The sequence below is a fragment of the Lewinellaceae bacterium genome (assembly GCA_020636135.1).
In the GTDB taxonomy this organism is placed as follows: Bacteria; Bacteroidota; Bacteroidia; order Chitinophagales; family Saprospiraceae; genus JAGQXC01.
The window spans coordinates 3,225,755-3,251,268 of sequence record JACJYK010000001.1 but is presented as its reverse complement, the minus strand read 5'-3'; the positions used below and the strand labels follow the sequence as shown (position 1 = coordinate 3,251,268).

20 protein-coding genes are annotated in these 25,514 nt (G+C 48.5%); 14 read left to right on the top strand and 6 right to left on the bottom strand.

Annotated elements, in window-relative coordinates; genetic code table 11:
- The first annotated feature begins 1 nt into the window (after position 1).
- The 8 genes from H6570_12490 (at position 2) to H6570_12455 (ending at position 11,140) form a co-directional block, all read left to right on the top strand.
- Positions 2 to 457, top strand: coding sequence for an MgtC/SapB family protein (locus tag H6570_12490; GenBank protein MCB9320098.1), 456 nt, complete (start codon positions 2 to 4; stop codon positions 455 to 457).
- Positions 457 to 3,231, top strand: a complete 2,775-nt coding sequence (locus H6570_12485) for a glycoside hydrolase family 2 (GenBank protein ID MCB9320097.1) — start codon at positions 457 to 459, stop codon at positions 3,229 to 3,231. Before H6570_12490 ends, H6570_12485 begins: the two co-directional genes overlap by 1 nt.
- A 45-nt stretch (positions 3,232 to 3,276) precedes the next feature.
- Positions 3,277 to 3,429, top strand: coding sequence for a hypothetical protein (locus H6570_12480; GenBank protein MCB9320096.1), 153 nt, complete (start codon positions 3,277 to 3,279; stop codon positions 3,427 to 3,429).
- A 964-nt stretch (positions 3,430 to 4,393) separates the two neighbouring features.
- Complete coding sequence (locus H6570_12475) at positions 4,394 to 5,926, top strand: serine hydrolase (protein ID MCB9320095.1); 1,533 nt, start codon at positions 4,394 to 4,396, stop codon at positions 5,924 to 5,926.
- 317 nt (positions 5,927 to 6,243) lie between these two features.
- On the top strand, positions 6,244 to 6,432 hold the full coding sequence (locus H6570_12470) for a hypothetical protein (GenBank protein ID MCB9320094.1): 189 nt from the start codon (positions 6,244 to 6,246) through the stop codon (positions 6,430 to 6,432).
- Positions 6,390 to 7,361: a T9SS type A sorting domain-containing protein gene (locus H6570_12465; protein MCB9320093.1), complete on the top strand. Its 972-nt coding sequence runs from the start codon at positions 6,390 to 6,392 to the stop codon at positions 7,359 to 7,361. Before H6570_12470 ends, H6570_12465 begins: the two co-directional genes overlap by 43 nt.
- Positions 7,362 to 7,647: 286 nt before the next feature.
- Positions 7,648 to 9,399 (top strand): ABC transporter ATP-binding protein, encoded by a 1,752-nt coding sequence (locus H6570_12460; protein ID MCB9320092.1) that lies wholly within the window; start codon positions 7,648 to 7,650, stop codon positions 9,397 to 9,399.
- Positions 9,380 to 11,140 carry an ABC transporter ATP-binding protein gene (locus H6570_12455; GenBank protein MCB9320091.1) on the top strand — a complete coding sequence of 587 codons (1,761 nt, stop codon included), beginning with the start codon at positions 9,380 to 9,382 and terminating at the stop codon, positions 11,138 to 11,140. The genes H6570_12460 and H6570_12455 overlap by 20 nt, the downstream gene beginning before the upstream one ends.
- Positions 11,141 to 11,142: 2 nt before the next feature.
- On the opposite strand, the gene H6570_12450 is transcribed toward H6570_12455, so the two are convergent.
- From H6570_12450 to H6570_12425, 6 genes are all read right to left on the bottom strand, one after another.
- On the bottom strand, positions 11,143 to 11,892 hold the full coding sequence (locus H6570_12450) for a response regulator transcription factor (GenBank protein MCB9320090.1): 750 nt from the start codon (positions 11,890 to 11,892) through the stop codon (positions 11,143 to 11,145).
- A complete protein-coding gene (locus H6570_12445) occupies positions 11,889 to 12,959 on the bottom strand; it encodes a histidine kinase (GenBank protein MCB9320089.1) in 1,071 nt (356 codons plus the stop codon). The genes H6570_12450 and H6570_12445 overlap by 4 nt, the downstream gene beginning before the upstream one ends.
- Before the next feature lie 72 nt (positions 12,960 to 13,031).
- On the bottom strand, positions 13,032 to 15,191 hold the full coding sequence (locus tag H6570_12440) for a carbohydrate binding family 9 domain-containing protein (protein ID MCB9320088.1): 2,160 nt from the start codon (positions 15,189 to 15,191) through the stop codon (positions 13,032 to 13,034).
- A gap of 179 nt (positions 15,192 to 15,370) precedes the next feature.
- Positions 15,371 to 16,861 (bottom strand): right-handed parallel beta-helix repeat-containing protein, encoded by a 1,491-nt coding sequence (locus H6570_12435; protein ID MCB9320087.1) that lies wholly within the window; start codon positions 16,859 to 16,861, stop codon positions 15,371 to 15,373.
- A gap of 105 nt (positions 16,862 to 16,966) precedes the next feature.
- Positions 16,967 to 17,542, bottom strand: a complete 576-nt coding sequence (locus H6570_12430; protein MCB9320086.1) for a 5-formyltetrahydrofolate cyclo-ligase — start codon at positions 17,540 to 17,542, stop codon at positions 16,967 to 16,969.
- Between the two features lie 51 nt (positions 17,543 to 17,593).
- Entirely contained in the window at positions 17,594 to 17,980 is a 387-nt protein-coding gene (locus tag H6570_12425) for an ACT domain-containing protein (protein MCB9320085.1), read from the bottom strand.
- A gap of 146 nt (positions 17,981 to 18,126) precedes the next feature.
- Between H6570_12425 and H6570_12420 the strand changes: the two genes are divergently transcribed.
- From H6570_12420 to H6570_12395, 6 genes are all read left to right on the top strand, one after another.
- Positions 18,127 to 18,891 carry a rhamnogalacturonan acetylesterase gene (locus H6570_12420; protein MCB9320084.1) on the top strand — a complete coding sequence of 255 codons (765 nt, stop codon included), beginning with the start codon at positions 18,127 to 18,129 and terminating at the stop codon, positions 18,889 to 18,891.
- A gap of 42 nt (positions 18,892 to 18,933) precedes the next feature.
- Positions 18,934 to 20,334 carry a glucuronate isomerase gene (gene uxaC / locus H6570_12415; protein MCB9320083.1) on the top strand — a complete coding sequence of 467 codons (1,401 nt, stop codon included), beginning with the start codon at positions 18,934 to 18,936 and terminating at the stop codon, positions 20,332 to 20,334.
- Between the two features lie 12 nt (positions 20,335 to 20,346).
- Entirely contained in the window at positions 20,347 to 21,381 is a 1,035-nt protein-coding gene (locus tag H6570_12410; GenBank protein MCB9320082.1) for a sugar kinase, read from the top strand.
- 47 nt (positions 21,382 to 21,428) lie between these two features.
- Complete coding sequence (locus tag H6570_12405) at positions 21,429 to 22,097, top strand: bifunctional 4-hydroxy-2-oxoglutarate aldolase/2-dehydro-3-deoxy-phosphogluconate aldolase (protein MCB9320081.1); 669 nt, start codon at positions 21,429 to 21,431, stop codon at positions 22,095 to 22,097.
- A 27-nt stretch (positions 22,098 to 22,124) separates the two neighbouring features.
- Positions 22,125 to 23,777 carry an altronate dehydratase gene (locus H6570_12400; GenBank protein ID MCB9320080.1) on the top strand — a complete coding sequence of 551 codons (1,653 nt, stop codon included), beginning with the start codon at positions 22,125 to 22,127 and terminating at the stop codon, positions 23,775 to 23,777.
- A 273-nt stretch (positions 23,778 to 24,050) separates the two neighbouring features.
- On the top strand, positions 24,051 to 25,493 hold the full coding sequence (locus H6570_12395; GenBank protein ID MCB9320079.1) for a tagaturonate reductase: 1,443 nt from the start codon (positions 24,051 to 24,053) through the stop codon (positions 25,491 to 25,493).
- Positions 25,494 to 25,514 lie beyond the last annotated feature (21 nt).

Sequence of the window (25,514 nt, the reverse complement as noted above, 5' to 3'; positions counted from 1 at the left end):
TATGGAGTTAACAACATATTTGCATCGATTGTTGCTCGCCATCGGCTGTGGCGTCGTCATCGGCCTGGAACGCGAGTGGCGCAATAAGGCGGCCGGTTTGAAGACCAATACCCTCGTGGCGGTCGGTTCGGCCATTTACGTGATGCTGGGCAATGCCCTGATCCGGGAAGGGCATGATGATGTCACCCGCGTGCTGGGGCAGGTCGTGGTTGGGGTGGGATTCCTTGGCGCCGGAGTTATCCTTCGGGCGGGAGGATCTGTCCATGGACTGAATACCGCGGCTACGGTGTGGGTTACCGCATCCATCGGTTGTATGGTCGGTTTCGGTTGGGTGTGGCCTTCATTGCTTAGTGCCCTGATCATAGTAATGATCAATATCCTGATGCATTTCATCGAGGAGTTTTTTGACCGGAGAAATCGAACAGACAGCGAAATTAAAAACAAACAAAATATATGATGTCTAATCGGAACATTGGACAATGGTTGCGTATCCTGACCTTGGTAAGTGGATGTGTGCTTGGATTAAATACAGCTGCTTCGGGACAGGAAATTCCATTGCCGGAACATCCTCGTCCCGATTGGGAAAGGGCATCATGGGTTAATTTGAACGGGACCTGGGACTTTGCCTTCGACCCCGGTAACACCGGTATTTTTAAGCAGTGGGATCAGGGTTTGCAAGGGCCTGTACTCCCAATCAATGTGCCTTTCCCCTGGGGCTCGGCACTATCCGGGGTTCCGGACTCAGCCGATATCGCCTGGTATCAGCGGACCATTCAGGTAGATCCGGTGTGGAAAAACAAGAGGACCTTCCTGGTCATCGGCGCCAGTGACTGGGAGACTACCGTCTGGCTCGACGGGAACCTGCTGGGCACACACCAGGGAGGTTATACGCCATTTGAATTTGAACTTACTCCTTACCTGCACTACGGCGAAACCCAAAAATTGGTTATCCGCGTTGATGATGTACGGCGGGATTTTGCCCTTTATGGTAAACAAGGCTATGGAAATGCGCGTGGGTTATGGCAAACGGTTTATCTGGAAGCCCGGGGACAAACGTACCTGGAAGCAGTCCAGTTTCACCCGGATATCGATCGCCAGAATGTACAGGTGGTTGCATTTACGACCGTCCCACCGGATCATACCCTGTCGCTGAAAATAAATGTTTCCGGTATGGGCCAGAATTTTGATAAAACGGTGGACTGGCCGGAAGGAAAGAATAAACTGATCACTACGATAGACATGCCCGGCGCCAAGCGTTGGGACCTTGATCATCCCAATTTGTACGATGTTACACTAACCCTGGATGAGGATGTGGTTACCAGCTATTTTGGTATGCGCAAGATCTCAGTCATGAACATGCCTGGCACCAATTACCGCTATGTGGCCCTGAATAATCAGCCCGTCTATCTTCAGCTTACCCTGGATCAGTCCTATCATCCAGAAGGTTTTTACACCTTTCCTTCTGATCAGTTCATGCGGGAAGAGATCGAACGATCCAAATCAATTGGGCTTAACGGGATCCGCACGCATATTAAAGTGGACATTCCCCGCAAATTGTATTGGGCGGATAAACTGGGATTGCTGGTGATGTCGGACCTGCCCAATTTCTGGGGAGAACCGACCCCTGAAGCCAAAGCGGAATCCACCCATACCCTGCATGAAATGATCAAGCGGGATTTTAATCATCCGGCCATATTTTCCTGGATCGTGTTCAATGAGACCTGGGGGCTTTTCAGCGAGGTGGAAGAAAACGGTAAAAAAGTTCGTCGTTATCTGAAGGAAACCCAGGACTGGGTTGCCTCGATGTACTACCTGGCGAAGTCTTTGGATCAGACCAGGCTGGTGGAAGACAATTCCATCTGTTGCGGGCGTGGACACACGGAGACGGATATGAATTCATGGCACATGTATCTGCCGGGATGGCAGTGGGAGGCTACCCTGAAGGAAATTTCGGATAGTACCTATCCGGGGAGTGGCTATTTCTTTGAAGATGGTTTCACCCAGGGTGCCCAGCCCTTGTTCAACTCGGAATGCGGTAATGTTTGGGGCTATGAAGGCAGCACCGGTGATGTGGACTGGAGCTGGGATTACCATAAAATGATGAACGCCTTCCGGATGTTCCCGAAAAATTCGGGTTGGTTGTACACGGAGCATCACGACGTGATCAACGAGTGGAACGGCTACTGGCGTTTTGACCGCACGCAGAAGTTTACCGGCATTGAAGAAATGGTCCCCGGTATGACATTAAAGGACTGGCACGACCCGTATTACATCAGTACCGGTGTTGACATCTGCCGCGAAGCTATGACCGGGAGTTCTGTTGAAGTCCCGTTATTTGCCAGTTTTATGACCGGAGATGTGCCCGAAGGGTTGATTCTGGAATGGAAAATCACCGGAACCAGTACGACCGGAGACCAGGTCATTGGTTCGAGGGGTACGTTGCCACTACCTTCCAAGCCGTGGATGCAGCAATCGGTAGGCCCTCTGAAAGTGACCATGCCCGAATACCCCGGTGTCTATACGCTGTCCTGGGAACTGAAGGCCGGGGATGATGCTTCATTGCATCATAATTTCTTGAACTTCATCGTATTTGGCAAGGAGAAGGCCGCCCGTATCGTAGACATCCCGGTGAAAGACTTCTCGGCAGCTGACTGGTCCGTAAAGCAATGGGAGGTGCTCGACGGTAAGAAAGAAAATGGCGCCGGTCGTGGCTATTTCGAATACCGGATTCCGGTCCCAAAGGATTTATTATTAGGTGGTTCGGTGGATATTTATTTTCAGGCAGAAGTAGGTGCTAAGGAATTATTTGCCAAGGACCGCGACGAAGCGTTGGTCAAGGATATGGACTACATGCTGGGCGCACGCGTGGAGAACAGTAAAAATGCGAATGCTTATCCGATGACGGATGAAACCATGTATCCCGGCGAGGTGCGGGTAAAGATTAACGGTGTTGCTGCCGGCAGCATGAAATTACCCGATGATCCAGCCGACCATCGCGGGGTACTCTCCTGGCACCATCAACTCCGCGATCTAAAATTGCGGGAAGCTGGTTCCTATGGCTATTATTTGCGTGTTCCAGTAAGCAAATCCACCTTACGCCGTGCTATGAAATCCGGTTACCTGGATGTGCGGCTTGAAGCGCCTGGTAATGCAGGCCTGGCTATTTACGGAAGTGAGTTCGGCCGGTATATGCTGAATCCCGGGATTGTGGTGAAGTATAAGGAGAAGTAGAAGAAGTTTCAGAGAGCAAGGAGCATGGAGCATGGAGCAAGGAGCATGGAGCAAGGAGCATGGAGCATGGAGCAAGGAGCATGGAGCATGGAGCAAGGAGCATGGAGCATGGAGCAAGGAGCATGGAGCATGGAGCAAGGAGCATGGAGCATGGAGCAAGGAGCATGGAGCATGGAGCAAGGAGCGAAAACAGCTTAGTGCTCTACGTGACCTTCGTGCCTTAGTGGTTAAAATGCCATACGCTTTATGCCATTCGTACAAAAACACATTACTTCTGGTCCACTTCAAGCCCTTTATGTCCTTTGTGCCCTTAGTGATAATATAGCTGTTCGTTGTTTGCTGTTCGTTGTTTGCTGACGGCGAAAACACGGAAATACATGAACACATTTAGCTGCCACGAATTACACAGATTACTCGAATTATTGGAAGGGAGGTAAAACCCTGTCCACAATAACAAAGTATATTAGAACCCGCTTCTTAATGTTTCTAAGTGACCTATGTGCCTTTGTGGTAAAATAGCTGTTTGCTGTTCGTTGTTAGGACTATTCCTCTTAGTGCTCTACGTGACCTTCGTGCCTTAGTGGTTAAAATACAATACGCTTCACGCCATACGCTTTTCGCCATTCGTACAAAAACACATTACTACTGGTACACTTCGAGCCCTTTATGTCCTTTGTGCCCTTAGCAAGCCAGTTGACTGCACCGCCAGTCTTCGGCTCCAGCGAACCGATCGTGTGGAAGAGTTCATAATACAATCTGATTGATACCCGAGATCAACTCCAAAAAGCCTCTTAGTGCTCTACGTGACCTTCGTGCCTTAGTGGTTAAAATGCCATACGCTTTACGCCATTCGTACAAAAAACACATTACTACTGATACACTTTCAAGCCATTAATGTCCTTAGTGCCCTTAGTACACCAGTTGACTGCTCCGCCCGTCTTCGGCTCCAGCGAACCGATCGTGTAGAAGAGTTCAATTTCCTGGTTTTGGTTGGATACTTATATAGTACAACTTGATTCCCACCTGGGATCAACTTGAAAAGCCTCTTAGTGCTCTACGTGACCTTCGTGCCTTCGTGGTTAAATTACAATTCCTTGCTGCGCACAACCACACCCCTCTATTTCCCAATTAACTTCCTTACCTTGTTACAAATCATTCCGGTATGAGAAAATTAATTTTGCTCCTTTTCCTCGCCCCATGTTTATTAGCTCAGGATATCCGGTTACCCCGCAGCACGCCGGAGAAGGAAGGAGTTCATTCGGAAGGGATCATTCGTTTTCTGGATGCCGCTGAGGCTGTCTCATCCTCAGGCATTCAGTTTCACAGTTTGATGCTGCTGAGGCATGGCAAGGTGGTTGCAGAAGGCTGGTGGTCTCCTTACCGTTCGGACCTGAAGCATACCATGTACTCAGTGAGTAAGAGTTATACGGCAACGGCCATTGGATTTGCAGTGGCAGAAGGCCGGCTGACCCTGGATGACCCGGTGATTTCGTTCTTTCCGGATAAGCTTCCGGATACCATTTCACCGAATCTGGCCGCCATGAAAGTCAGAGACCTGCTTAGCATGAGCGGCGGGTACGACAAAGAACCGATCCAGGCCGTACTGACGGATGATTGGGTGAAATCCTTCTTCACATCGCCGGTCGCTTTTGAACCGGGCACACATTTTTTATACAACTCTGCCGGCACCTTCATCCTTTCGGCGATCGTAACCAAGGTTACCGGTCAGACGGCCCTTGATTACCTGCAGCCCCGGCTTTTTGACCCGCTGGGCATCCACGGCCTGGACTGGGAGACCAGCCCGGGAGGCATTAATACCGGTGGGTGGGGCCTTCGGCAGCGAACCGAAGACATGGCTAAGTTTGGCCAGCTCTTTTTGCAGCATGGAAAATGGGATGGTAAACAAATATTACCCATCGGATGGGTAGAAGAAGCCAGCAGCCGTAAAATCTGGCAAAACCCCGATGCCACCCAGGCACAAAAAGACTCCAGCGACTGGCTGCAAGGCTATTGTTTCCAGATGTGGCGGGGCCGGCACAACAGTTACCGGGGTGATGGAGCCATGGGCCAATACATCATTGTTCTGCCTGAAAAAGACGCCGTGATCATCACCACAGCCGAAGTCAGTGATATGCAAAAAGAATTCAACCTGATCTGGAAATACCTCTACCCGGCGATTTCGGATCAGGAAATGCTGCCTGAATCCTCCACCTCGGATGAGCTGGCAGACCGGCTGGCACAATTGCGTTATGTGCCGGGAACCGGCATAAACAATCCGGAAATGGAGCAAAGTCTTACCGGAAAGACCTTGGTTATCGCAGACAATCCGGAAAGCTTTGAATCGATGCGTTTTAACTTCACGAAGGATCATTCCTTTGTTCAATTCCAGGAAGCAGGGCAGTCTTACAGGATCCGCATGGGGCACGGTGCCTGGATCCTGGATAATACCCTTAGGAAAGGACCTTACCTGGTGGCCCGGGCAACAAATAATCTCGAGGGCCTTCCACCATTTCAGACGGCCGGAAGTTACTCCTGGGAGGATGATCACACTCTGAAAATTTTACTTAGGTACATCGAAAGCCCGCATACGGCATTTATCACCATCACCCTGAACGGGGATGAAGCAGCGATCGATATCAGCCATTCTTTCCTGGGCAATAACCCTCCGCTGCATTTGACAGCCCGGATCCGGTGAAAGACCTTAAACGGAAGATTTTATATATTAATTTTTAATATATTTTGTCCGGCGCTATGTCAAATAAAGATTATTGAGTTAAATTGCAGCCTTTGACGGACTGACATAACCTTAACACTTGAAAACCAAAGCATTCGCCCAATGGAAATGTTTTTCCAGTGCCTTGTGCGGGAAATCAAGTGTATATACAGCCTGCTCGCTTCTACCGATTCCATTTATTACTCAAAAAAACATTACGGATACGTTTCTTCAACTGAAGTGTGTGCATTTCAGGATGGGAGACGCACATCCGATGTTGAATTTGTCAATTTGTAAACTTGCGGAACGAGGCAGAAATCACGAAACGCCTTAATCTGACCACACCTTATTATACTCCGGTTCGCTACAGCGACTGCATGATCGAAGTGCGTAAAGACGACAAGACGCCACCGGTTGTGGTAGCTCCTGAAGATGTGACGGTGTATTGCGATGGCGTACCTTACTGGTGGACGATGAAGCACCAGTGATTGTCTGCAATGAGCTGGAAGAGACCTGCATCCTGGATAACAACTGCGATGCAGCGACGGTACGGTACGAGTTGCTGGCTTCAGGCACAGACAACTGTGCAGCAGCAGATGAGATCCAGTACCGATACACGGTATTGGCCGGTGAAACCACGCCAATAGCTTACGGACAAGGCCATGAATTAACAGCAGAACTGGCCGTCGGCACCTATGGTGTCTGGCTGGTAGGCAAGGACCGTTGTGGGAACGAGGACAGTTGCTACACAACCTTTACGATAAGAGATTGCAAGAACCCAACGCCTTATTGTTACCATGGCATCGCCACGGTGGTGATGAGTCCATCGGGCGAAGTGGAGATCTGGGCTACGGACTTTGATGCGGGCAGCTACGATAACTGTACAACAGCCGATAACCTGATCCTGAGCTTCACGGAAGACGGCGAAACACCAAGCATAACATTCACCTGTGCGGACATTCCGGATGGACGTTCCCAGGAGATCGAAGTTGAGATTTGGGTGATCGATGAAGCGGGTAACAAGGACTTCTGCACGACGACGTTGTTGCTGCAGGACAACAGTGGCAATGCCTGTCAGGACAGTAGTCCGTTGACAGAGTCGGGATCCGGAGTAGCATCATCGGGACAAAAGGTAAAGGGAGAAGGGATAAGGACCCCAGAACTCTATCAGAACACGCCGAACCCATTCAGCGGGGAGACGAAGATTGGCTTCTGGTTGCCGGAAAGCATGACAGCCACCCTGCGGGTGATGGATGTGACGGGTAAGGAGCTCTACCGGGTGACCGGCAGTTACTCTGCAGGTAACCATCAGTTTACGTTGGAATCTGGCAGCATCCCGGAAGTGAAGGGCGTGTTGTTCTATCAACTGGAAACGGAGAAAGGGGTCTTAAACAGACGCATGGTAAAAGTGGATTAACCGGTGCTGACCGACCGACGGGAGCGTCAGTAGAAACGGAGATGGGCGTATTGAATAAGCGCATGGTGAAAGTGAATTGATAAAGGCTGGTCGAGCCGACCAAATGAATAATATAACAAGGCAGTCATCCTATAGCAGGGTGACTGTTTTGTTTTTAAGAGGTCTGGACTGTCAGAATTCAATTGAAAAAATGGATAACAACCTCTAAACAGGCAATTGCCGTTTGCTTGGCAACCTGCTGGGTGTTAATTTGCAGCCTTTTCCTCGGGCAATCAATCTTAGCACCATGTCGAACACCAGTGCTCGCACCGGCAAACCATCCAGAAATGCCGGAATTTTTGGGCTCTTGAAGCCTTATCGCAAGCTCATCGTAATGTTGCTCGCTTTAGCCCTTTTGGGGAACAGCATCAACCTGATCTTACCAAAGATCATCGCTTCGGCCATCGATTCTTATCCGGATAACTATCAGTTAAAGTCCATATTGACCAGTTACCTGGTTGCGGCTGTGTCTGTCTTTGTTTTTACCTGGTTGCAGGGAATTGTGCAGGTATATGCCTCGGAAAAAGTGGCCCGTGACCTTCGCACTTCACTATCCAAGAAAATTTCCCGGCAAAGCAGTGCATTCATTGAGAAATCCAATCCGGCAAAATTACTGACAAACCTGACCGCGGATGTGGACTCTATAAAATCGTTTGTTTCGCAGGCCATCGTCTCCATCGTCTCGTCCCTGATCATCATAATCGGTGCCAGTATTCTTTTATTTTCAATCGATTGGAAGCTGGCCTTCGCTATTGTAGCCATCATTCCGATCATCGGAGTGGCATTTGCTGTGGTATTAAAGAAAGTAAGGGCGATTTTTATTCAGAGTCGTGCGGTTGTTGACCGGTTGAATAAGATCATCAATGAAAGCATTCTGGGAGCTGCACTTATCCGGGTGATCAACTCCCAGCAACCGGAGTACGTGAAATTTTTGGATGCCAATACCAAAGCCAAAGACTATGGAATGACCATTCTGAAATTATTCGCCACGCTGATTCCTATAATTGTGCTTACCGCGAATCTTGCTACCTTATCAATACTGGTTCTTGGAGGCCATTTCGTCATCCAGGGAAGCATGACCATTGGTGACTTTGCAGCTTTCAACAGTTATTTGTCCATGCTGATCTTCCCTATTCTAGTGATCGGTTTCATGAGTAATGTCATTGCCCAGGCCACGGCCAGTTATCAGCGTATCGACGGCGTATTGCATGCCCGGGAACCGGAAGACAGGGCAACAGTTACCGAACCATTACAGGGAAGGATTGAACTGGAGCAGGTATCGCTTAAATACGGAGATAAGATGGCGTTGGATAATATCTCCTTCAAGGTGGAGCCCGGAACCTCCCTGGCAGTCATCGGTCCGACAGCCGCTGGCAAGACCCAGCTGCTTTATTTATTAACTGGTTTGTTGCCTCCCACTTCAGGTAAGATCTTATTTGACGGGCACGATTTGGAATCCTATGTGAAAGAGCATTTTTATCGTCAGGTGGGCTTCGTTTTTCAGGATAGCATCCTGTTTAACATGAGCATCCGGGAAAACATAGCATTCAGCAATGAGGTGAACGATGAAATGCTGGAGAAGGCCATTGCCACCGCTGAATTGAAAGACTTTATCAATACCCTTCCGGATAAATTGGATACCATCGTTTCCGAACGGGGCACATCCTTGTCCGGTGGACAGAAGCAACGATTGATGCTGGCCCGGGCACTCGCCATTAATCCCCGGATATTGCTGCTGGATGATTTTACTGCCCGTGTAGATACCAGTACCGAGGCGCGTATCCTGAATAATTTACGTCAAAATTACCCTGGAATAACCCTGATCTCCGTGACACAAAAGATAGCCACAGCAGAGCTTTTTGATCAGATCATCGTACTGATGGAAGGTGAAATAGTAGCCCGTGGCGTTCACCAGGATTTGCTCAAACAAAGCCTGGAGTACGTTCAGATATACAATTCTCAACAAAGCACCAGCAATTATGAGTTACAATCTCAATGAGGTTGCGAAGCAACAGCAGAAAACTTCCAGTCTGCGGGCACTGCAGAAATTGCTTCGGTTGATCCGTGAGGAACGTAAGACCATGTTGCTCGCTTTGATAGCCATTGTGACCAATTCCGGATTAAATCTGCTGGCGCCATTCATTATCGGTCATGTCATTGATACCTATGTGGTGAATAAGGACTTCCAGGGAGTATTGCGTTGGGGTGGGATCTTGCTCGTCATGTATCTCATCGCTTTCGTGGCTAATTATTTACAAACGGTCATGATGGGAGGCGTCGGTCAGCGCATGCTGTTTAAGTTGCGGAATACGATCTTTAATAAACTACAGGAATTACCGGTTGCCTTTTTTGGAGTAAACAAAGCAGGAGATCTTATTTCCCGAGTCAACAATGACTCAGACAAAATCAATCAATTTTTTTCCCAGTCCCTGATGCAGTTTATTGGCACCATTGTGACGATGACCGGTGCCGGTATTTTTTTACTGGCGATTAATGTTGAGTTGGGAATTGCGACGTTATTACCAGCAGTACTGATTTTTTTATTCACAAAATTCAGCTCGTCCTGGGTGAAGAGTAAAAATGCCATCAGTATGCAGCGTACGGGGGGCTTAAGCGCAGAGATCCAGGAAAGTCTGCAGAATTTCAAGGTTATTGTTGCATTCAACCGCAGGGATTATTTCCGGGAACGTTTTGAGGAAGCAAATACCCAGAATTATTCCGCCGCATTAAAAGCAGGCATCGCCAATAATATTTTTATTCCGGTTTACGGATTGTTTGCTGCATTGGCACAGCTTATCGTTCTGGTAGTCGGTATTCATTTGATCAGCATCCAGGCATTTACGATAGGTTTGCTGGTTAGTTACCTGGCCTATGCGGTCAATTTTTACAATCCATTACGCCAGCTGGCTGCTTTGTGGGCGAATTTTCAGGCGGCTATGGCGAGCTGGGACCGCATATCCTTCATGCTAAATATGGAAAATAATATGCAGGTGGTGGCTGCACCTGACAACATGAAGGACACCACAACGGTCATTGAGTTTAAAGGAGTTTCCTTTGGCTATGATCCACACACCGAAATATTGCACAACATCAACTTCAAATTACACCGGGGCAAAACCTATGCTCTGGTAGGCCCGACCGGCGGTGGTAAAACGACTACGGCATCCCTGATAGCAAGGCTATATGACCCCACGAAGGGAGAAGTACTCCTGGATGGAAAAGACATCCGCAGTTTTTCACCGGAAGAAAGAGCCCGGAAAATAGGCTTTATCCTGCAGGAGCCAATTCTATTTTCAGGTACGGTCCGGGAAAACATCATCTATGGCAACAGCCAGTTTGAAACGCAGGGTAACCAATTGGAGGAGACAATCCGTGAAGCCGGCCTCCAGCGCATCCTTAGCACCTTTGATAAAGGTCTGGATACGGAGATTGGCTCAGGAGGTGAAAGCATCAGCTTGGGTCAACGCCAGCTCATTGCATTTATGCGCGCCGTTCTACGTAAGCCTGAGATCCTGATCCTGGACGAAGCGACGGCCAATATCGATACCATTACCGAGCAGGTCCTGGAAGATATCCTCAATCACCTTCCGGACTATACCACCCGGGTGATCATTGCCCACCGGCTGAACACCATTCAGAATGCCGATGAGATCTTTTTTGTCAATGCGGGAGAGATGGTCAGGGCCGGATCGTTTGAGCACGCTGTGGATATGCTCCTGCATAATGAGCGCAAAAGCTAATGTTATTGAAATAGCTGATCCCGGTACCGGCGGCTTAATATCAGCTTTTTACCATTAATCAGTTCTATCCAGTAATCGCCATGTGAACGGGGCGTCAGCTGGCGGATGGCTTTGATCTGTACGATATGGGACCGGTGAACGCGGGCAAATAATTTTGGATCCAGTTGAGACTCCAGCCGGGAGAGGGATTCGCGCAATAAATACTTTTGCTCTACGGTGTGAATTTCTACATATTTATCGTCGGACTCAAAATAAAGGATGTCCGAGATAGAGAGCGGAATAATGCGTGTACCTACCTGTACCATTATCCGGTCCAGATACTGCTGAGGATTTTTAAAAGTTGCCAATAATTGCTGAAAAAGAGCAGTTTGATTTTTCTTAAGTTGTATTTGGTTCACCGCCTGGTGAAATGCAGTTTGAAATCGCTCACGGTCGAAAGGTTTTAATAAATAATCAACAGCATGAACTTCAAAGGCCCGAAGCGCGTAATGATCGTAGGCAGTAATAAAAATGACCGGTGGCATATTTTCAACACCGACTTCTGCAATTACTTCAAATCCGGATTTGCCGGGCATTTGAATATCCAGTAATACCAGGTCCGGACTTAACTGCATAATTTTTTCCACAGCTATGTCCCCATCCTCCGCAAAATAAACCTGGTCCACCAATGGCTCATCCTTCAATAGTGATTGCAATTTACGTCGTGCAGGGGCTTCATCATCAGCAATCAGAATTTTCAACCAGGGATTCATGCAGCTTTTTGTATTGGGATTTCAATAAGTATGGATAGCCCGCCTTCATCCCGGTTTTTCATCTCAAATTTAAATTGATCTCCGTAGTGATTTTCCAGTCTTTCCATGGTGTTTTTCAATCCGATACCGGAGCCAAAGTTGCGTTGGATGCCCGGGCCATCGTCGGTTAACAGTATGTTTAATTTATCCTGAATGATTTTGGAAGTTAAATTAATGTGAATTTTCCCTTTACTTTCAACACCATGTTTAATAGCATTTTCCAATAGTGGTTGAAGCAGAAATACCGGTAGCAGGGCGTCTCCTGCATGATCTTCGCTTGAGATTCGGATATCCAATTTGTCTTTAAACCGGATTTGCATGATTTTTAAATAATGATTGATCAGATTTATTTCTTCATCCAGAGAATGCTCTGATGTTTTGATCTGAAATGTGGAGCGCAGCATATCACTGAGATTGGACATCATCCGGTCTGCTGCATCCAAATCTTCGTACATAATGCCCGATATTGCATTAAGAGTGTTGAATAAAAAATGCGGATTGAGTTGCATCTGCAACGTTTGTAATCGCGATCTGGTAAGTTGTTCTTCGAGTTGCGCCGTCCGGATTTGTTGTAGTTGTTGTTCTCTGAACTGTTTAAATAATGTGAATAACCCGTAAACCACCCAATAAAAAATAAATTGCTTCAGGTATTCCATCACAATCCTGTACCCGAGGATTCCATAGAATGAATTGTATGCGCCAATTCCAAACCAATGGTACAATGGTGTTCGAATCGTGTACATTAATAGTGTATGGGTGGTTCCAAATAATACTGTAACGAACAGGTGAAGCAGTAACCGGCTTTTGAAGTTAGATTTAGTAATGGGATATTGCCTGAAAAACCAGAATAAAACAGCTATCAATGGTAGTAAAAGCCAAACTGCGGATATTTCATTGATAAAATAGCGAAGCCATTCTACCTGGTTGCCGTCAGCCATATCGTCCGTAACCAGAACGCCTATGTCAAGTAGCCCCAACAGGGTAAGGAAGATGAAAATCCAGAGCCATTTATATTTAATCCAATTCATGGTTAAATCATCAAATTGCTTTGCATTGTCTTTATTCATAGATTTTCTGGTGTTCAGCTTGATAACTGTTGCTTATTTTCGTTGCCAGCGATAAGAAGCTTTAAAAAACCACGTACCCTGACTTTGGAGGAATTGGTCAGCCGGAATATAATCCATTCCATTCCATTCCTGTTTTTCAAATTGCGATCCGTATCCCAGGTAAATGACCGTTCCGGGGATCCAGGTGAAAGAAAGTAATAAATCTTCTCTGAATTTATGCGTATAGACGTTAAATTCTGAAATAGCCCGGAAGAATAAATATTTATTGAATTGCCAAACCGTGCTATTTCGCCAGATAGTCACAGAATAGAGCGCTTCCTGGGACCCTTTGCGATAAAAATTGCCGAAGCGCACGTTTACTTGGGATGATAGTTTTGCGAACGGCTGTAAACGGATGGACGCACCAAGAAGTTGTTCATTCCCTCCCAAAGGATCGTCATAATTGTAATAGATGGCTCGGCCATAACGCCATTCCATGCCGATTCCTAACCAGTTGTAAGGCTGGCTGGCTGCCACAAATCGCAATGCATTCCTGCTAAATTGTTGACCGGCAAACACCTCATTACCCAGCCAAGCAGAAACCGTAATTTCACTTTGTCGAGGTAATCCCATCTCGATGCCAAAGCTGTTGAGTGTTTCCCATAGGTTTGCTGCATGGTCAAAGCTATTGCGGGACCAGATATAGGGTGATAGTCGTTGCAAGCGTTTGTTTTCGTAATAGAAGTTACGTGTCAGCACCATCGGAATGGTTGTGATTCCAGTCCGGGTAACATAGCCTAACCGTGTATTGAAGTTTTCAGACACATCGAAAATCCCGGTATGAAAATTCCAGTCACGTGCATCGTAACGCCAGGCAGTGCCTATCGCGTGGCCTTGTTGATGTTCTTCACCCCGGCTGAAAGATCTAAATCCGTGGAATTCAATCCGACTTTTGTTTCCGGTACGAAGCCGGCCATCCGCACCAGCGACATAGTTCGATTGACCATCGTAATTCCAGCCGGTAAAAAAACCACCTAGATAGCTGTCAGACTTAAGCAGACGGCCATAACGCAGTACGGAAAAGTGGGCATCTTTGCCCGTGGGATTATCGCCCAGGGTTCCAGGATACTGGTCAAGGGCATACAATGCTGCAAGGACATTTTTTTGATTTATCCGGCCGGTGAGTTTCAGGCCCACCTGAGGGTCCACGATGGATCTCGTATTAACTAATTGCTGGAGATAGGTGCCATCCAGGCTTGCGCTGAATCCAAACAGATCCTGGCCTTCCTGAAAGAAGGGACGTTTTTCAGGATAAAACAAGGCCGATCTCAGGTTTACATCAATTTGACTGGCGTCGGATTCTACCTGTGAAAAATCCGGGTTATAGGTTGCATCAAGGGTCAGGCTGGACGTGATGCCTATTTTGGCGGTAACGCCGACATCTGCTTTCCAGGCCCCTGATTCTAGTTTCCCTGCCTGCAATTGATCATGGCGACCTAACGTGACCGCGGGCAAAATTTCCAGGATATTTTTGCTTTTAATTCCGGTCACTGTTATTTTCTGGAACTGAGTCAGGGCCGCACCCCGTTCCGGCCGGTATTCCGGGAAATCATCCTCTTCTGATTTTCGGCTGATGTACCGGGCAATTTTAAATCCCATGGTAAGGGTGTCCCGGTTGGAAAAGCGCAAATTATTCAGGGGAATGGCCATCTCAACGATGTACCCGTCGGGAGTCTCCTGACTGGCGCTCTGCCAGACCATATCCAGCAGGGCATCGGGTGATGCCGAAGCATCCAGCGTCCCGTCGGCCTGGATACCCAGCGGATTGGATAAAAAGAAATAAGAACTTAACTCATCATTATCGGCATCAAGGCAGAAGGCTACCCAATCATCTCCATCTACCTGGTCCCGGGCGGACAAACTGGCTTTTATCCTGGATGGTTGTGAATCATAGCAGTAGGCCGCAAAATAAATATTGGACTGGTCATACGTGAGGTATGCGGTCGTTTGTTCTGATGGTAGCAACCCGAAGTCGGGTTGTATGGTCTTGAAATCCTGAATGACAAATGCATGTTTCCAGGCTGGGTCATCCAGCCGGCCATCGATGGTTATGGGCTCGGATGCCTGTTTCAACGGGATGGGAAAGTCAGCTGCCGATAAGGAGGTCACGGCCAATAAAAATGCCATAAAACTGAAAATGATCTGGGAATGCATATCGAAATAGATTAGTTTATTTTGATTCCTGATCAAAATTCAATCATTTCATGTTCCCAGAAAATGGTTATGCCGTAAGAAGGATTATGCTATCCGTAAGTGGGATTTTAGAAGACTATTCCAGAATTTTCGGGGTGTATACAAACTACTTAGCGCTCTGGGATTGCTTCAACGCCGCGCTACTCTTTGATAAATTTACCAGTGATGGACTTTCCATGCGGAGCTAACCAGGTAGCCCAATAAATGCCAGCCGGATATTGGCTTATGTCCACCCGGATGTCTTGACTACGCACGGTATGTATTTCCAATAGTCGCCCGTCCACGGATACGATCTGCAGCATCCCCTCCGTAACCGGGATTCGAATTTTAACATAATCATGACCGATTGACGGTGATATCTCCAATGCTTCCTGTAGCTGGGTATTGTGTCGGAGTGTAGTTGCCATACTGCCTTCGATGGCGCCTATTGAGGGTGGATCCTGAAATGGCTTGCCCAGAAAATCTGTTTCAGGGCCATTCCCGGATTTTCCTTTTCCTATGACCGGACTTACAGGAGCTGGCTGAAAGTCGCCGTTCTCCGGATCAAACAGTAATGGATCCCCGGTAAGCTGTGCCGGATCATTGACCGGAAGGGTAGGGCTCCAGTTGTCCGTCGACTCATTGAACCATAGATTGTGGCTGATGGTAAAAGACTCCGGATCGGTATTGGGGCCCACATTTACCTCCGTAAGGTCGTGTTCCAGAACTATCAGGTTGTTTTGGAATACATTATTTGCACAGGCAAGGAAGCCTGGTTCGGTGGTCTCCTGCAGGATACGGAATACCCAGTTTTCCGGATGATAGATGGTATTGTTGATGACGTTCACCCGGATGCTGCCAACATAGGCTATTGGTGACCAGGTACCTACAAATACATTGGAATAGACATCCAGATCTGCGGCTTCGAATGCATCCCGGATTGGGTTACTCAGTGGGGGACGGAAATATTCCAGCCCGGTACTGCCGCCCAGATTCACGGCGCGTTGCCCCATATCCTTCAGGATATTGCGTTGTATAAGGATGTATTGCGTGCCACCTTTCGCCTGGATGCCACTGACACCTGCCCGGTCAAAATAGTTATCCTGGATCGTGCCATGATGGCAACCAACCATGTCGATGCCGCTGCCGCCGTCACCGCCATTGATGAAGGTGCATTGTTCCACCAGGAAGTCATCCAGGCCGGACAACTTAAGCAGGTCGTTGTTGCCATCTGCGGCCATATCCCGGAATACGCAGTTACGCAAAGTAATGTGATGGGTTGGTACATCGTAGTTACCCCCGTCGTCAATATTGATCCCATTGCCGGTTTGCTGTTCCACGATCAGTCCTTCGATCACCACATACGAACAGCTCACCAGATGCAGGGCTTCCGTGCCGCCGCGGAAAATCACTGTATGGCCCGAAGCAGGTTGGATAACGACAGGAGCCTGTGCGCTGCCATGCCAGTTTTCCAGAAACTGAGTACCATCCTGATACAATGCATCCAAAAGCAGGAGGGTGTCTCCGGCGGTAATCAGTTCATTGAGGTCACTTAACCGGGCATAATCACCAGCCTGACCAATGGTGATCTGGCGGGCGGAGAGGATTACAGGCCATAGCAGAATAACCAGGAAGGGGGACAGTAACCGCATGTGGATGTTTTGTAAATTTTAACGTAGAAATGTAGGCACACCATATGTATGTGACTGCAAATGCGCACAGTATTTTTTCCACCATGGTCATCACCCGGTTCAATGTTATTGGAGTGATCCGGATTCCAAACCATGCTCGGTGATGACGGCATCCATCGGAATGTCGTGATCTTCGTGAGGGACGGATTGTGCAATTTGTTCCGAAAAACAGATGCCTACTTTGATGGCAGCTGGTTGCTCTGTCAGGAAATGATCGTAATAACCGGCACCATAACCCAGACGATTGCCCTGCGAATCAAATGCGAGGCCCGGCACCAGAATGACATCATAGGGGCCGGGGTTTGGAACAGCCAGTCTTGGATGCCGCGTGCCGAATACTCCGTAAGTCAGGTCCTCAGGATCTAGAAATAGTAGGTGTTCCAATCTTCTTTTGGGCAAGGTCTTGGGGACGGTGAGCTCCATGCCTGCCCCTATCGCCCAGCGGATGACCGGCCAGATATTTACTTCTTCACCCATTGGCAGGTACGTGTGTATCCGGTGTGCTTTCCATGTGAGCAGCATTTCCTTCAATTGATGGCAAATGGTGGTTTCAGCCTCACTTCTTTCCTCCCGAGGCATAGCGGAACGTAGCTGGCTGTAATACCGCCGCATGGACTTTTTTAATCGGGTCTGGTCTTCCATTGCTTCCACAAATGTAAAGCTAGTGCATTTATTAGTTCCGATATCAACGCATTAATCCAGAACCTCCATTCCGGCTTGTCCGAGCGCTTCAATAGCCCGGCCCCAATCCATTTCCCGGACCAGTACATAATCCGTGAGGAAAGTGGAAATGGCGAAGATGGGAATGGCTGCCTTAGCCAGGGGAGAGGTTATTTGATGGAGAATGCCGGTCAGGGAAAAATCCAGGGGGCCTTCGACATAGAACCCTTTCCAGCGTGGCTCAACAATCAGTTTATCAGGGAAATATTCCATCGCACAAACAACTGAACATTCATCAGGAGTGCGCACCAATTGAAAAAATGGACTGTCGAAAACCCAGTGCGGTATGGGTTCCGTTAAGGGTAATTGGGTAATTCCTATCGGAAAATTCAATTGGTGCAGCCTGATCTTTTTATCCATGATGCAATATATTTTCCCAAACTTATGCTGGTTTTTTCGAGAAGGGTCAATTGGTCGAAATAACTAATTTTAGGACGTGTCCGGATTTAAAGGATACATTTTTTATCCGGGACAGCAAGTCCAATTAATGAAATTAAACTGGGTTTATGATAAATCGATTGTGGCGGATTCTGTTTCTTTTTTCCGGGATGATACTGCTGGGTGGATTTGCTGCGGTTGATCCGGTATTGACGGTATACCTGGTAGGAGACTCGACGATGGCAGATAAGCCGGGTACGCCGGAAGAGAATCCTGAGCGGGGATGGGGGCAGCTCTTCAAAACCTTTTTCGATAACCGGGTCCGGGTTGAGAACCATGCGGTTAATGGCAGAAGCTCCAAAAGTTTTCTGGACGAAGGCCGCTGGGATGAGATCGTACGGAATTTAAGGCCGGGTGATTATGTATTCATCCAGTTTGGACACAACGATGAGAAGGAAGAGGATCCATCACGATATACCAATCCCAATACCGGATTTCGTTATAATCTGATCAAATTTGTCAACGATACACGGATGAAAGGAGCGAACCCTGTTTTGCTTTCACCCATTGTTCGAAGGCATTTCAACGAGCAGGGTACCCTGACTGACACGCACGGTACTTATCCACTGGTTTGCCGGCAGGTTGCTACGGAGCTGGAGGTACCATTTATTGATATGCAGTGGATGACGGAGCAGTTGGTGTCCAGGTTGGGGCCGGAGGATTCCAAATCGCTGTACCTCTGGGTGCCGCCAGGCAAGTATCCGGCATTACCGGACGGAAAACAAGACGATACACATCTTAATCCGGCCGGAGCGAGACAATTTGCCATGCTGGTCATTGAAAGTATTCGGGCACTTCAGTTACCTTTACGGATGTATTGCGCAATCGATTGATAACATCCGGTCCGGAATCACCTTTCAATATCGATAGAACCAATGAAGCCATTTCTTGATGAGGATTTCCTGCTGGAAAACCAGACCGCCAAGGTCTTGTATCACGATTATGCAAAGGAAATGGGGATCATTGATTACCACAACCATCTCCCTCCCGGTGACATCGCCGGTGATCAGAATTTTGACAACATCACCGTCATCTGGCTTTATGGAGACCATTACAAATGGCGGGCAATGCGGACCCTTGGTGTTCCGGAACGATTCATTACCGGAGATGCCAGCGACCAGGAAAAATTTCAAAAATGGGCTGAAGCCGTGCCATTTACCGCACGCAATCCCCTTTTTCACTGGACCCACCTGGAGCTCAAAAGATACTTTGGGGTGAACGAACTATTGAATTCAGGCTCAGCTCCGGGAATTTACGATCACACCTCCGCCTTATTGGCCACGCCGGAATTTTCGACCCGGTCTCTCCTGCAAAAAATGAAGGTGGAAGTGGTCTGTACCACGGACGACCCCATCGATGATCTTGCATTTCATCAAAAGGTATACCGTGATGGGAGCCCAGTCCGGATGCTGCCAGCATTTCGTCCCGATAAAGCGCTGTTGATCGAGCGGGAAGGATTCTTGGATTACATCGCAAAACTGGAGGCGGTGGCAGATCGTTCCATCGGGACGTTGGAAGATCTGCTGGATGTATTGAAAATCCGGGTTGAATATTTTAACCGGAATGGTTGTAAACTTTCGGACCATGGACTGGAACACATCTATGCTGCCGATTATACGGAAAAGGAAGTCAATGAAATTTTTCAAAAGAGAAAGATCGGAGTTTTCATAACCCGGGAGGAGGCCATAAAATACCAGTCCTGTGTGCTGTTCGAACTGGGCAAGATGTATGCCACCCAGGGCTGGGTTCAGCAGTTTCACCTCGGAGCATTGCGCAATGCCAATAGTCGCATGTTGCGCGAATTGGGGCCCGATACGGGCTTCGACAGCATTGGGGACTATCCGCAGGCAAGATCTCTGGCCCATTTTCTGAATCGTCTGGATAATGAAAATAAACTGGCAAAGACCATATTGTACAATTTAAACCCCGCAGACAATGAAATCATGGCCAGCATGATCGGCAATTTCAACGATGGTAGTGTACGGGGCAAAATGCAGTTTGGGTCCGGCTGGTGGTACCTTGACCAGAAAGACGGTATGGAACGCCAAATCAATGCCCTTTCCAATATTGGGTTATTGAGCTGTTTCGTCGGCATGCTGACCGATAGTCGCAGCTTTTTGTCCTTTCCGCGTCATGAATACTTTCGCCGCATCCTGTGTAATTTGATCGGCCGCGATGTCCACAATGGTGAATTGCCAAATGACACCCCATGGTTGGGAAGTCTGGTCCGTGATATTTGTTATTACAATGCGAAGCAATATTTTGAGTTTGAATAATACAAAAGTTCTATGAAGAAAATCGTCACCTTTGGTGAAATCATGTTACGCCTGACCCCACCGGGATTTTTGCGTTTTTCCCAGGCTGCATCCTTCGATGTCGTCTATGGCGGCGGTGAATCAAATGTTGCAGTATCCCTTGCCAACTATGGCCTGCCGGTTGAATTTGTGAGCCGTATTCCGTCTAATGAGATCGGGGAGTGCGCAATTATGGAAATGAAAAAACGCTCGGTAGGCACACAATATATTCTGAGAGGTGGTGAACGTATGGGTATCTATTTCCTGGAAATGGGAGCCATGGCCCGTGGAAGCAAGGTGGTCTACGATCGTGCGCACAGCGGCATGGCCTCGATTTCCAAAGGTATGGTGGACTGGGATGAGGTATTCAGGGATGCACAATGGTTCCACTGGACCGGGATCACCCCGGCGATATCACAGGGCGCCGCGGAAGCAATGCTGGAAGCCATACAAGCCGCCAACCGGCTGGGAGTGACGGTATCCACGGACCTCAATTACCGGAAAAACCTATGGAAGTACGGGAAGAAGTCATCCGAGGTTATGCCGGAGCTGGTAGCGGGATGTGATGTGATCCTGGGAAATGAAGAAGATGCGGAGAAGCACTTTGGCATCCATCCCGAAGGGGTTGATGTCACCAAAGAAGACTCCATGGATGCGCTGGCGTATCAGTCGGTGTGCCAGCAACTAATGACCCGGTTCCCGAGATGCAAGAAAGCCATCATTACCTTGCGCGGAAGCATTTCGGCATCGCACAATACCTGGACCGGCGTTTTATACAATGGAAAAGAGCTGGTGACCGCACCCAGTTATAACATCACCCATATGGTGGACCGGGTAGGCGGTGGTGACAGCTTCATGGGGGGGCTGATCTATGGATTACTAACCTATCCGGACGATCAGCAGGCTTTGAATTTTGCAGTTGCCGCTTCCTGTTTGAAGCACTCGATCTACGGTGATGCCAACCTGGTTACGGTAGCAGAAGTTCAGCAACTCATGAAAGGGGATGCCAGCGGGCGGGTATCGCGATGAAAGTTGAATGTAGAATGTATTCCAAATCCTAAATCGTAATTCAAAACATGGCTCGTTTCACACGTTTACAAGTAGCGCAAACCATGGCCTCCAATGGCATGGTACCCCTCTATTACCATGCGGATGTGGAATTGGGGAAAGAGATTTTAAAAGCTTGCTACCAGGGAGGTGCACGTCTGCTGGAATTTACCAATCGCGGTGACTATGCCCATGAGGTGTTTGGCGAGCTCAATAAATACTGTGCTAAAGAATTACCGGAAATGATCCTTGGTGTCGGCTCGGTTACGGATGCAGGCACCGCTTCCCTGTATTTGCAGCTGGGAGCTAATTTTGTCGTCACGCCCGTATTGCGTGAGGATATTGCCCTCGTTTGCAACCGGAAAAAGGTTCTCTGGTCCCCGGGTTGCGGCTCTTTGACGGAGATTTGCCGGGCAGAAGAGCTGGGCTGTGAAATCGTCAAATTGTTTCCGGGCGGGACCTATGGACCTGAATTTGTTAAGGCTATTCTCGGCCCGCAACCATGGACCAGCGTTATGCCTACCGGTGGTGTAGCACCAACCCGTGAAAGTCTTAAATCCTGGTTCGATGCCGGGGTAACCTGCGTGGGTATGGGCTCCCAGCTGATCTCAGGTCATGTGATTAAAAATCGTGATTTTGCAGGTTTGGAAAAAAATGTGCGTGAAGCTCTGGATCTCATCCATGAGTTGCGTAAATAATCGTGTCACTGTCCGAAATAGTACAAAGTGAATAGTCCGATATTAAAAGTGCACCCCCAGGATAATGTGATTGTAGCCTTGCAGGACCTGAAAGCCGGGGATAGTGTTACGCTGCTTGGAGATACTTTTCAGGTGACGGAGGATGTCCCTGCAAAGCATAAATTTGCGGAGCGCACCTTTGCGGCCGGTGACTCCATTATAATGTACGGTGTACTGGTGGGCAAAGCCCTGTCCGGCATTCCGGCGGGAACGCGCATCAGCCGTCAGAATATCTCCCACGACTCCGGAGATTACACAGTTGGGGAAAGAAAACTGAGCTGGACAGTACCGGATATCACCGATTTTGCGGAGAAGACATTTCAGGGATTCCACCGAAAGGATGGCAAGGTGGGGACCCGGAATTACTGGCTGGTCATACCGTTGGTTTTTTGCGAGAACCGCAATGTCAAGGTGATTCGTGAGGCGATGCTGAGCCAGCTGGGTTATGTCAGCGGCAAGGAGTTTTCTGTGGACATCAATCCATTGGTACAACTCTATCGCACTGGGGCTACTGCAGATACCATCTTACAAACGCCCGTCATCCGGGAAGCCGAAGATCTGGCTCGTCAGCGCCTGTTTCCACAAGTGGATGGGATCAAGTTTCTAATCCATGAAGGAGGCTGTGGTGGCACGCGCCAGGATGCAGAAGCACTGACGAGATTGCTGGCAGGCTATGTGGCAAATGCCAACGTCGCTGGTGCTACCGTTCTCAGTCTTGGATGTCAGAATGCCCAGTACCAGCTCATGGAACAGGCACTGCAGGAATTTGCACCTGAATTAGGTAAGCCCGTGTATATGCTGGAGCAGCAAAAAAGCCTTTCCGAACGTGATTTTATTGCCGAAGCGGTTAAACACACCTTTGTGGGTTTGATGGAAGCGAATAAATGCCAGCGCCAACCTGCGCCTTTATCGAAATTGACACTGGGCCTGGAATGCGGTGGGTCAGATGGATTTTCCGGCATCTCAGCCAATCCGGCTTTGGGGTACGCTTCGGACCTGTTGGTTGCACTGGGAGCCACCACCGTTCTGTCAGAGTTCCCGGAACTTAACGGGGTAGAGCAGGAACTGATCAACCGGTGTGTGGATGACCGAACGGCGCATAAATTTGAAGATATTATGCGGGCCTATTCCAGCCGGGCAAAGGCTGTGGGTTCGGGATTTGATATGAATCCTTCGCCTGGCAATATTCGTGACGGTCTGATTACTGACGCCATGAAGTCTGCCGGAGCAGCCAAGAAGGGAGGCACATCACCGGTGACCGATGTATTGGATTATACCGAACAGATCTATAAACCCGGCCTGAACCTGTTGTGTACGCCGGGTAATGACGTTGAATCAACGACAGCCATGGTGGGATCTGGAGCCACGATCATCGTCTTTACCACCGGACTGGGAACCCCTACCGGGAACCCGATAGCGCCTACGGTAAAGATGGCCAGCAATACCGTCCTGGCTAACCGTATGGCGGACATTATTGATGTGAATGCGGGGACAATCATTTCCGGTGAAGATACCATTGAATCCAAAGGGAGGGAGCTTCTTGAATACATCATCAAAGTTGCGAGTGGAGATGCAATCCCCCACGCCGAGCGGTTGGGTCAGGATGATTTCATCCCCTGGAAACGAGGCGTTTCGCTTTAAAGAAAAACAGTGTCATTTACCTTCCACCACAAAACCACAAAACCATAACACCAAACACCAGTCACCAAACACCAAACACCAAACATCAACCACCAAACACCAAACACCAACCACCAACCACCAACCACAAAACCACAAAACCATAACACCAAACATCAAACTCCAAACATCATACAACAACCATCATACACAAAACCATATAACCACAAAACCATAACACCATAACACCAAACACCTGTCATCAAACACCAAACACCATAACACGTGAGCTCGATTCTCAAACAATTGAACAGGACCACCATTCAGGCACCCGTGCCTGCAGAACGCATCCTGCAGTTCGGTGGTGGTAATTTTGTGCGTTGTTTCATTGGTTGGATCGTGCAGCGCTATAATCTGCAGGTGGCCAGGCCGATGGGAGTTGTAGTGGTGAAAACAACCGACCGGGGAGATTACCGGGAATGGCAGGAGCAGGACGGACTCTACCATGTGCGTATCAGGGGATTTGAAAATGGCGCTCCGGTGGAATATACCGAACGCATCGATTGTGTCACCCGGATCATCCATGTGTACCAGGCCTGGGATGAATTTCTGGCAACAGCCGAATTGCCGGGCATCCGCTACATTGTATCCAACACCACCGAAAGTGGTATCCGGTTAAGCAGTGACGATCGTTTTGATGACCAACCTCCGCATGAGTTTCCGGCAAAACTGACCCGGTGGCTATATCATCGTTATCTGCATTTCAACGGAGCCGCGTCGGCAGGATGCATTTTTCTGCCCTGTGAATTATTGGAGGCCAATGGAGACGCCCTGCGTTATGCCGTTCTGGATCAGGCTGACGCCTGGCGGTTGGACCGGAACTTCATCAGGTGGATCAAGGATTCCAATGTATTTTGCAATACCCTCGTAGACCGGATCGTGCCGGGAATACAGAAGGACCGGCTGCCTTCCGTATGGCAAAGTCTCGGTTATAAAGATGTCATGGTTACCGAAGGAGAGCCTTACCATTTGTGGGCCATTGAAGCACCGGAATGGGTTCGCCAGGAATTGCCCCTGGATCAAACCGGACTCAACGTGGTCTATACAGATGATTTGCAGCCTTACCGGAAACAGAAAATAAGGATTCTGAACGGGGCGCATACTACGCTGGTTCCGGTAGCCTTTTTGGCAGGTCTTGAGACCGTACGGGAAACGATTGAGCATCCGGTTCTGGGTGCTTATGTGCAAAAAGCACTTTTTGAGGAGATCATACCTTCGATGAGTGGCCCTGCGGATCCATTGGAGCGCTATGCAGACACGATATTGGATCGATTTCGCAATCCCTCCATCAATCATCGGCTTTTGAGCATTTCTCTCAACTCGGTTTCTAAGTTTCAGGTTCGCGTACTTCCTTCGCTTCTCGACTATTATGCGGTCACTGGCCGGTTGCCGGAAAGGTTGGTGTTTGCGTTCGCATGCCTGATCCGTTTTTACCGGGGTAAATGGCAGGGAAGAACTATTCCATTGGTAGACGGAGATGAAGTATTAAAATTTATGCATTTGGTGTGGGATGATTGTGACGATTGCGCCGAGGATGTTCATTTGCTGACGGAGCAGGTTTTGGCGAAATCCAATTGGTGGGGCAGGGACCTGCGTAAGGTGAATGGACTTGCATTTAATGTCGCCAATCACCTGATGTGCATAGAAAAATCCGGAATAGAAAAATGCCTGCCCTGATCCATCGTAAACCAAAAAGTC

Bases quoted from the DNA above. Each gene is read 5' to 3' on its own strand.
- H6570_12490 (MCB9320098.1), top strand. From the start codon at position 2: ATGGAGTTAACAACATATTTGCATCGATTGTTGCTCGCCATCGGCTGT.
- H6570_12485 (MCB9320097.1), top strand. From the start codon at position 457: ATGTCTAATCGGAACATTGGACAATGGTTGCGTATCCTGACCTTGGTA.
- H6570_12480 (MCB9320096.1), top strand. From the start codon at position 3,277: ATGGAGCAAGGAGCATGGAGCATGGAGCAAGGAGCATGGAGCATGGAG.
- H6570_12475 (MCB9320095.1), top strand. From the start codon at position 4,394: ATGAGAAAATTAATTTTGCTCCTTTTCCTCGCCCCATGTTTATTAGCT.
- H6570_12460 (MCB9320092.1), top strand. From the start codon at position 7,648: ATGTCGAACACCAGTGCTCGCACCGGCAAACCATCCAGAAATGCCGGA.
- H6570_12455 (MCB9320091.1), top strand. From the start codon at position 9,380: ATGAGTTACAATCTCAATGAGGTTGCGAAGCAACAGCAGAAAACTTCC.
- H6570_12450 (MCB9320090.1), bottom strand. From the start codon at position 11,892: ATGAATCCCTGGTTGAAAATTCTGATTGCTGATGATGAAGCCCCTGCA.
- H6570_12445 (MCB9320089.1), bottom strand. From the start codon at position 12,959: ATGAATTGGATTAAATATAAATGGCTCTGGATTTTCATCTTCCTTACC.
- H6570_12440 (MCB9320088.1), bottom strand. From the start codon at position 15,191: ATGCATTCCCAGATCATTTTCAGTTTTATGGCATTTTTATTGGCCGTG.
- H6570_12435 (MCB9320087.1), bottom strand. From the start codon at position 16,861: ATGCGGTTACTGTCCCCCTTCCTGGTTATTCTGCTATGGCCTGTAATC.
- H6570_12430 (MCB9320086.1), bottom strand. From the start codon at position 17,542: ATGGAAGACCAGACCCGATTAAAAAAGTCCATGCGGCGGTATTACAGC.
- H6570_12425 (MCB9320085.1), bottom strand. From the start codon at position 17,980: ATGGATAAAAAGATCAGGCTGCACCAATTGAATTTTCCGATAGGAATT.
- H6570_12420 (MCB9320084.1), top strand. From the start codon at position 18,127: ATGATAAATCGATTGTGGCGGATTCTGTTTCTTTTTTCCGGGATGATA.
- uxaC (MCB9320083.1), top strand. From the start codon at position 18,934: ATGAAGCCATTTCTTGATGAGGATTTCCTGCTGGAAAACCAGACCGCC.
- H6570_12410 (MCB9320082.1), top strand. From the start codon at position 20,347: ATGAAGAAAATCGTCACCTTTGGTGAAATCATGTTACGCCTGACCCCA.
- H6570_12405 (MCB9320081.1), top strand. From the start codon at position 21,429: ATGGCTCGTTTCACACGTTTACAAGTAGCGCAAACCATGGCCTCCAAT.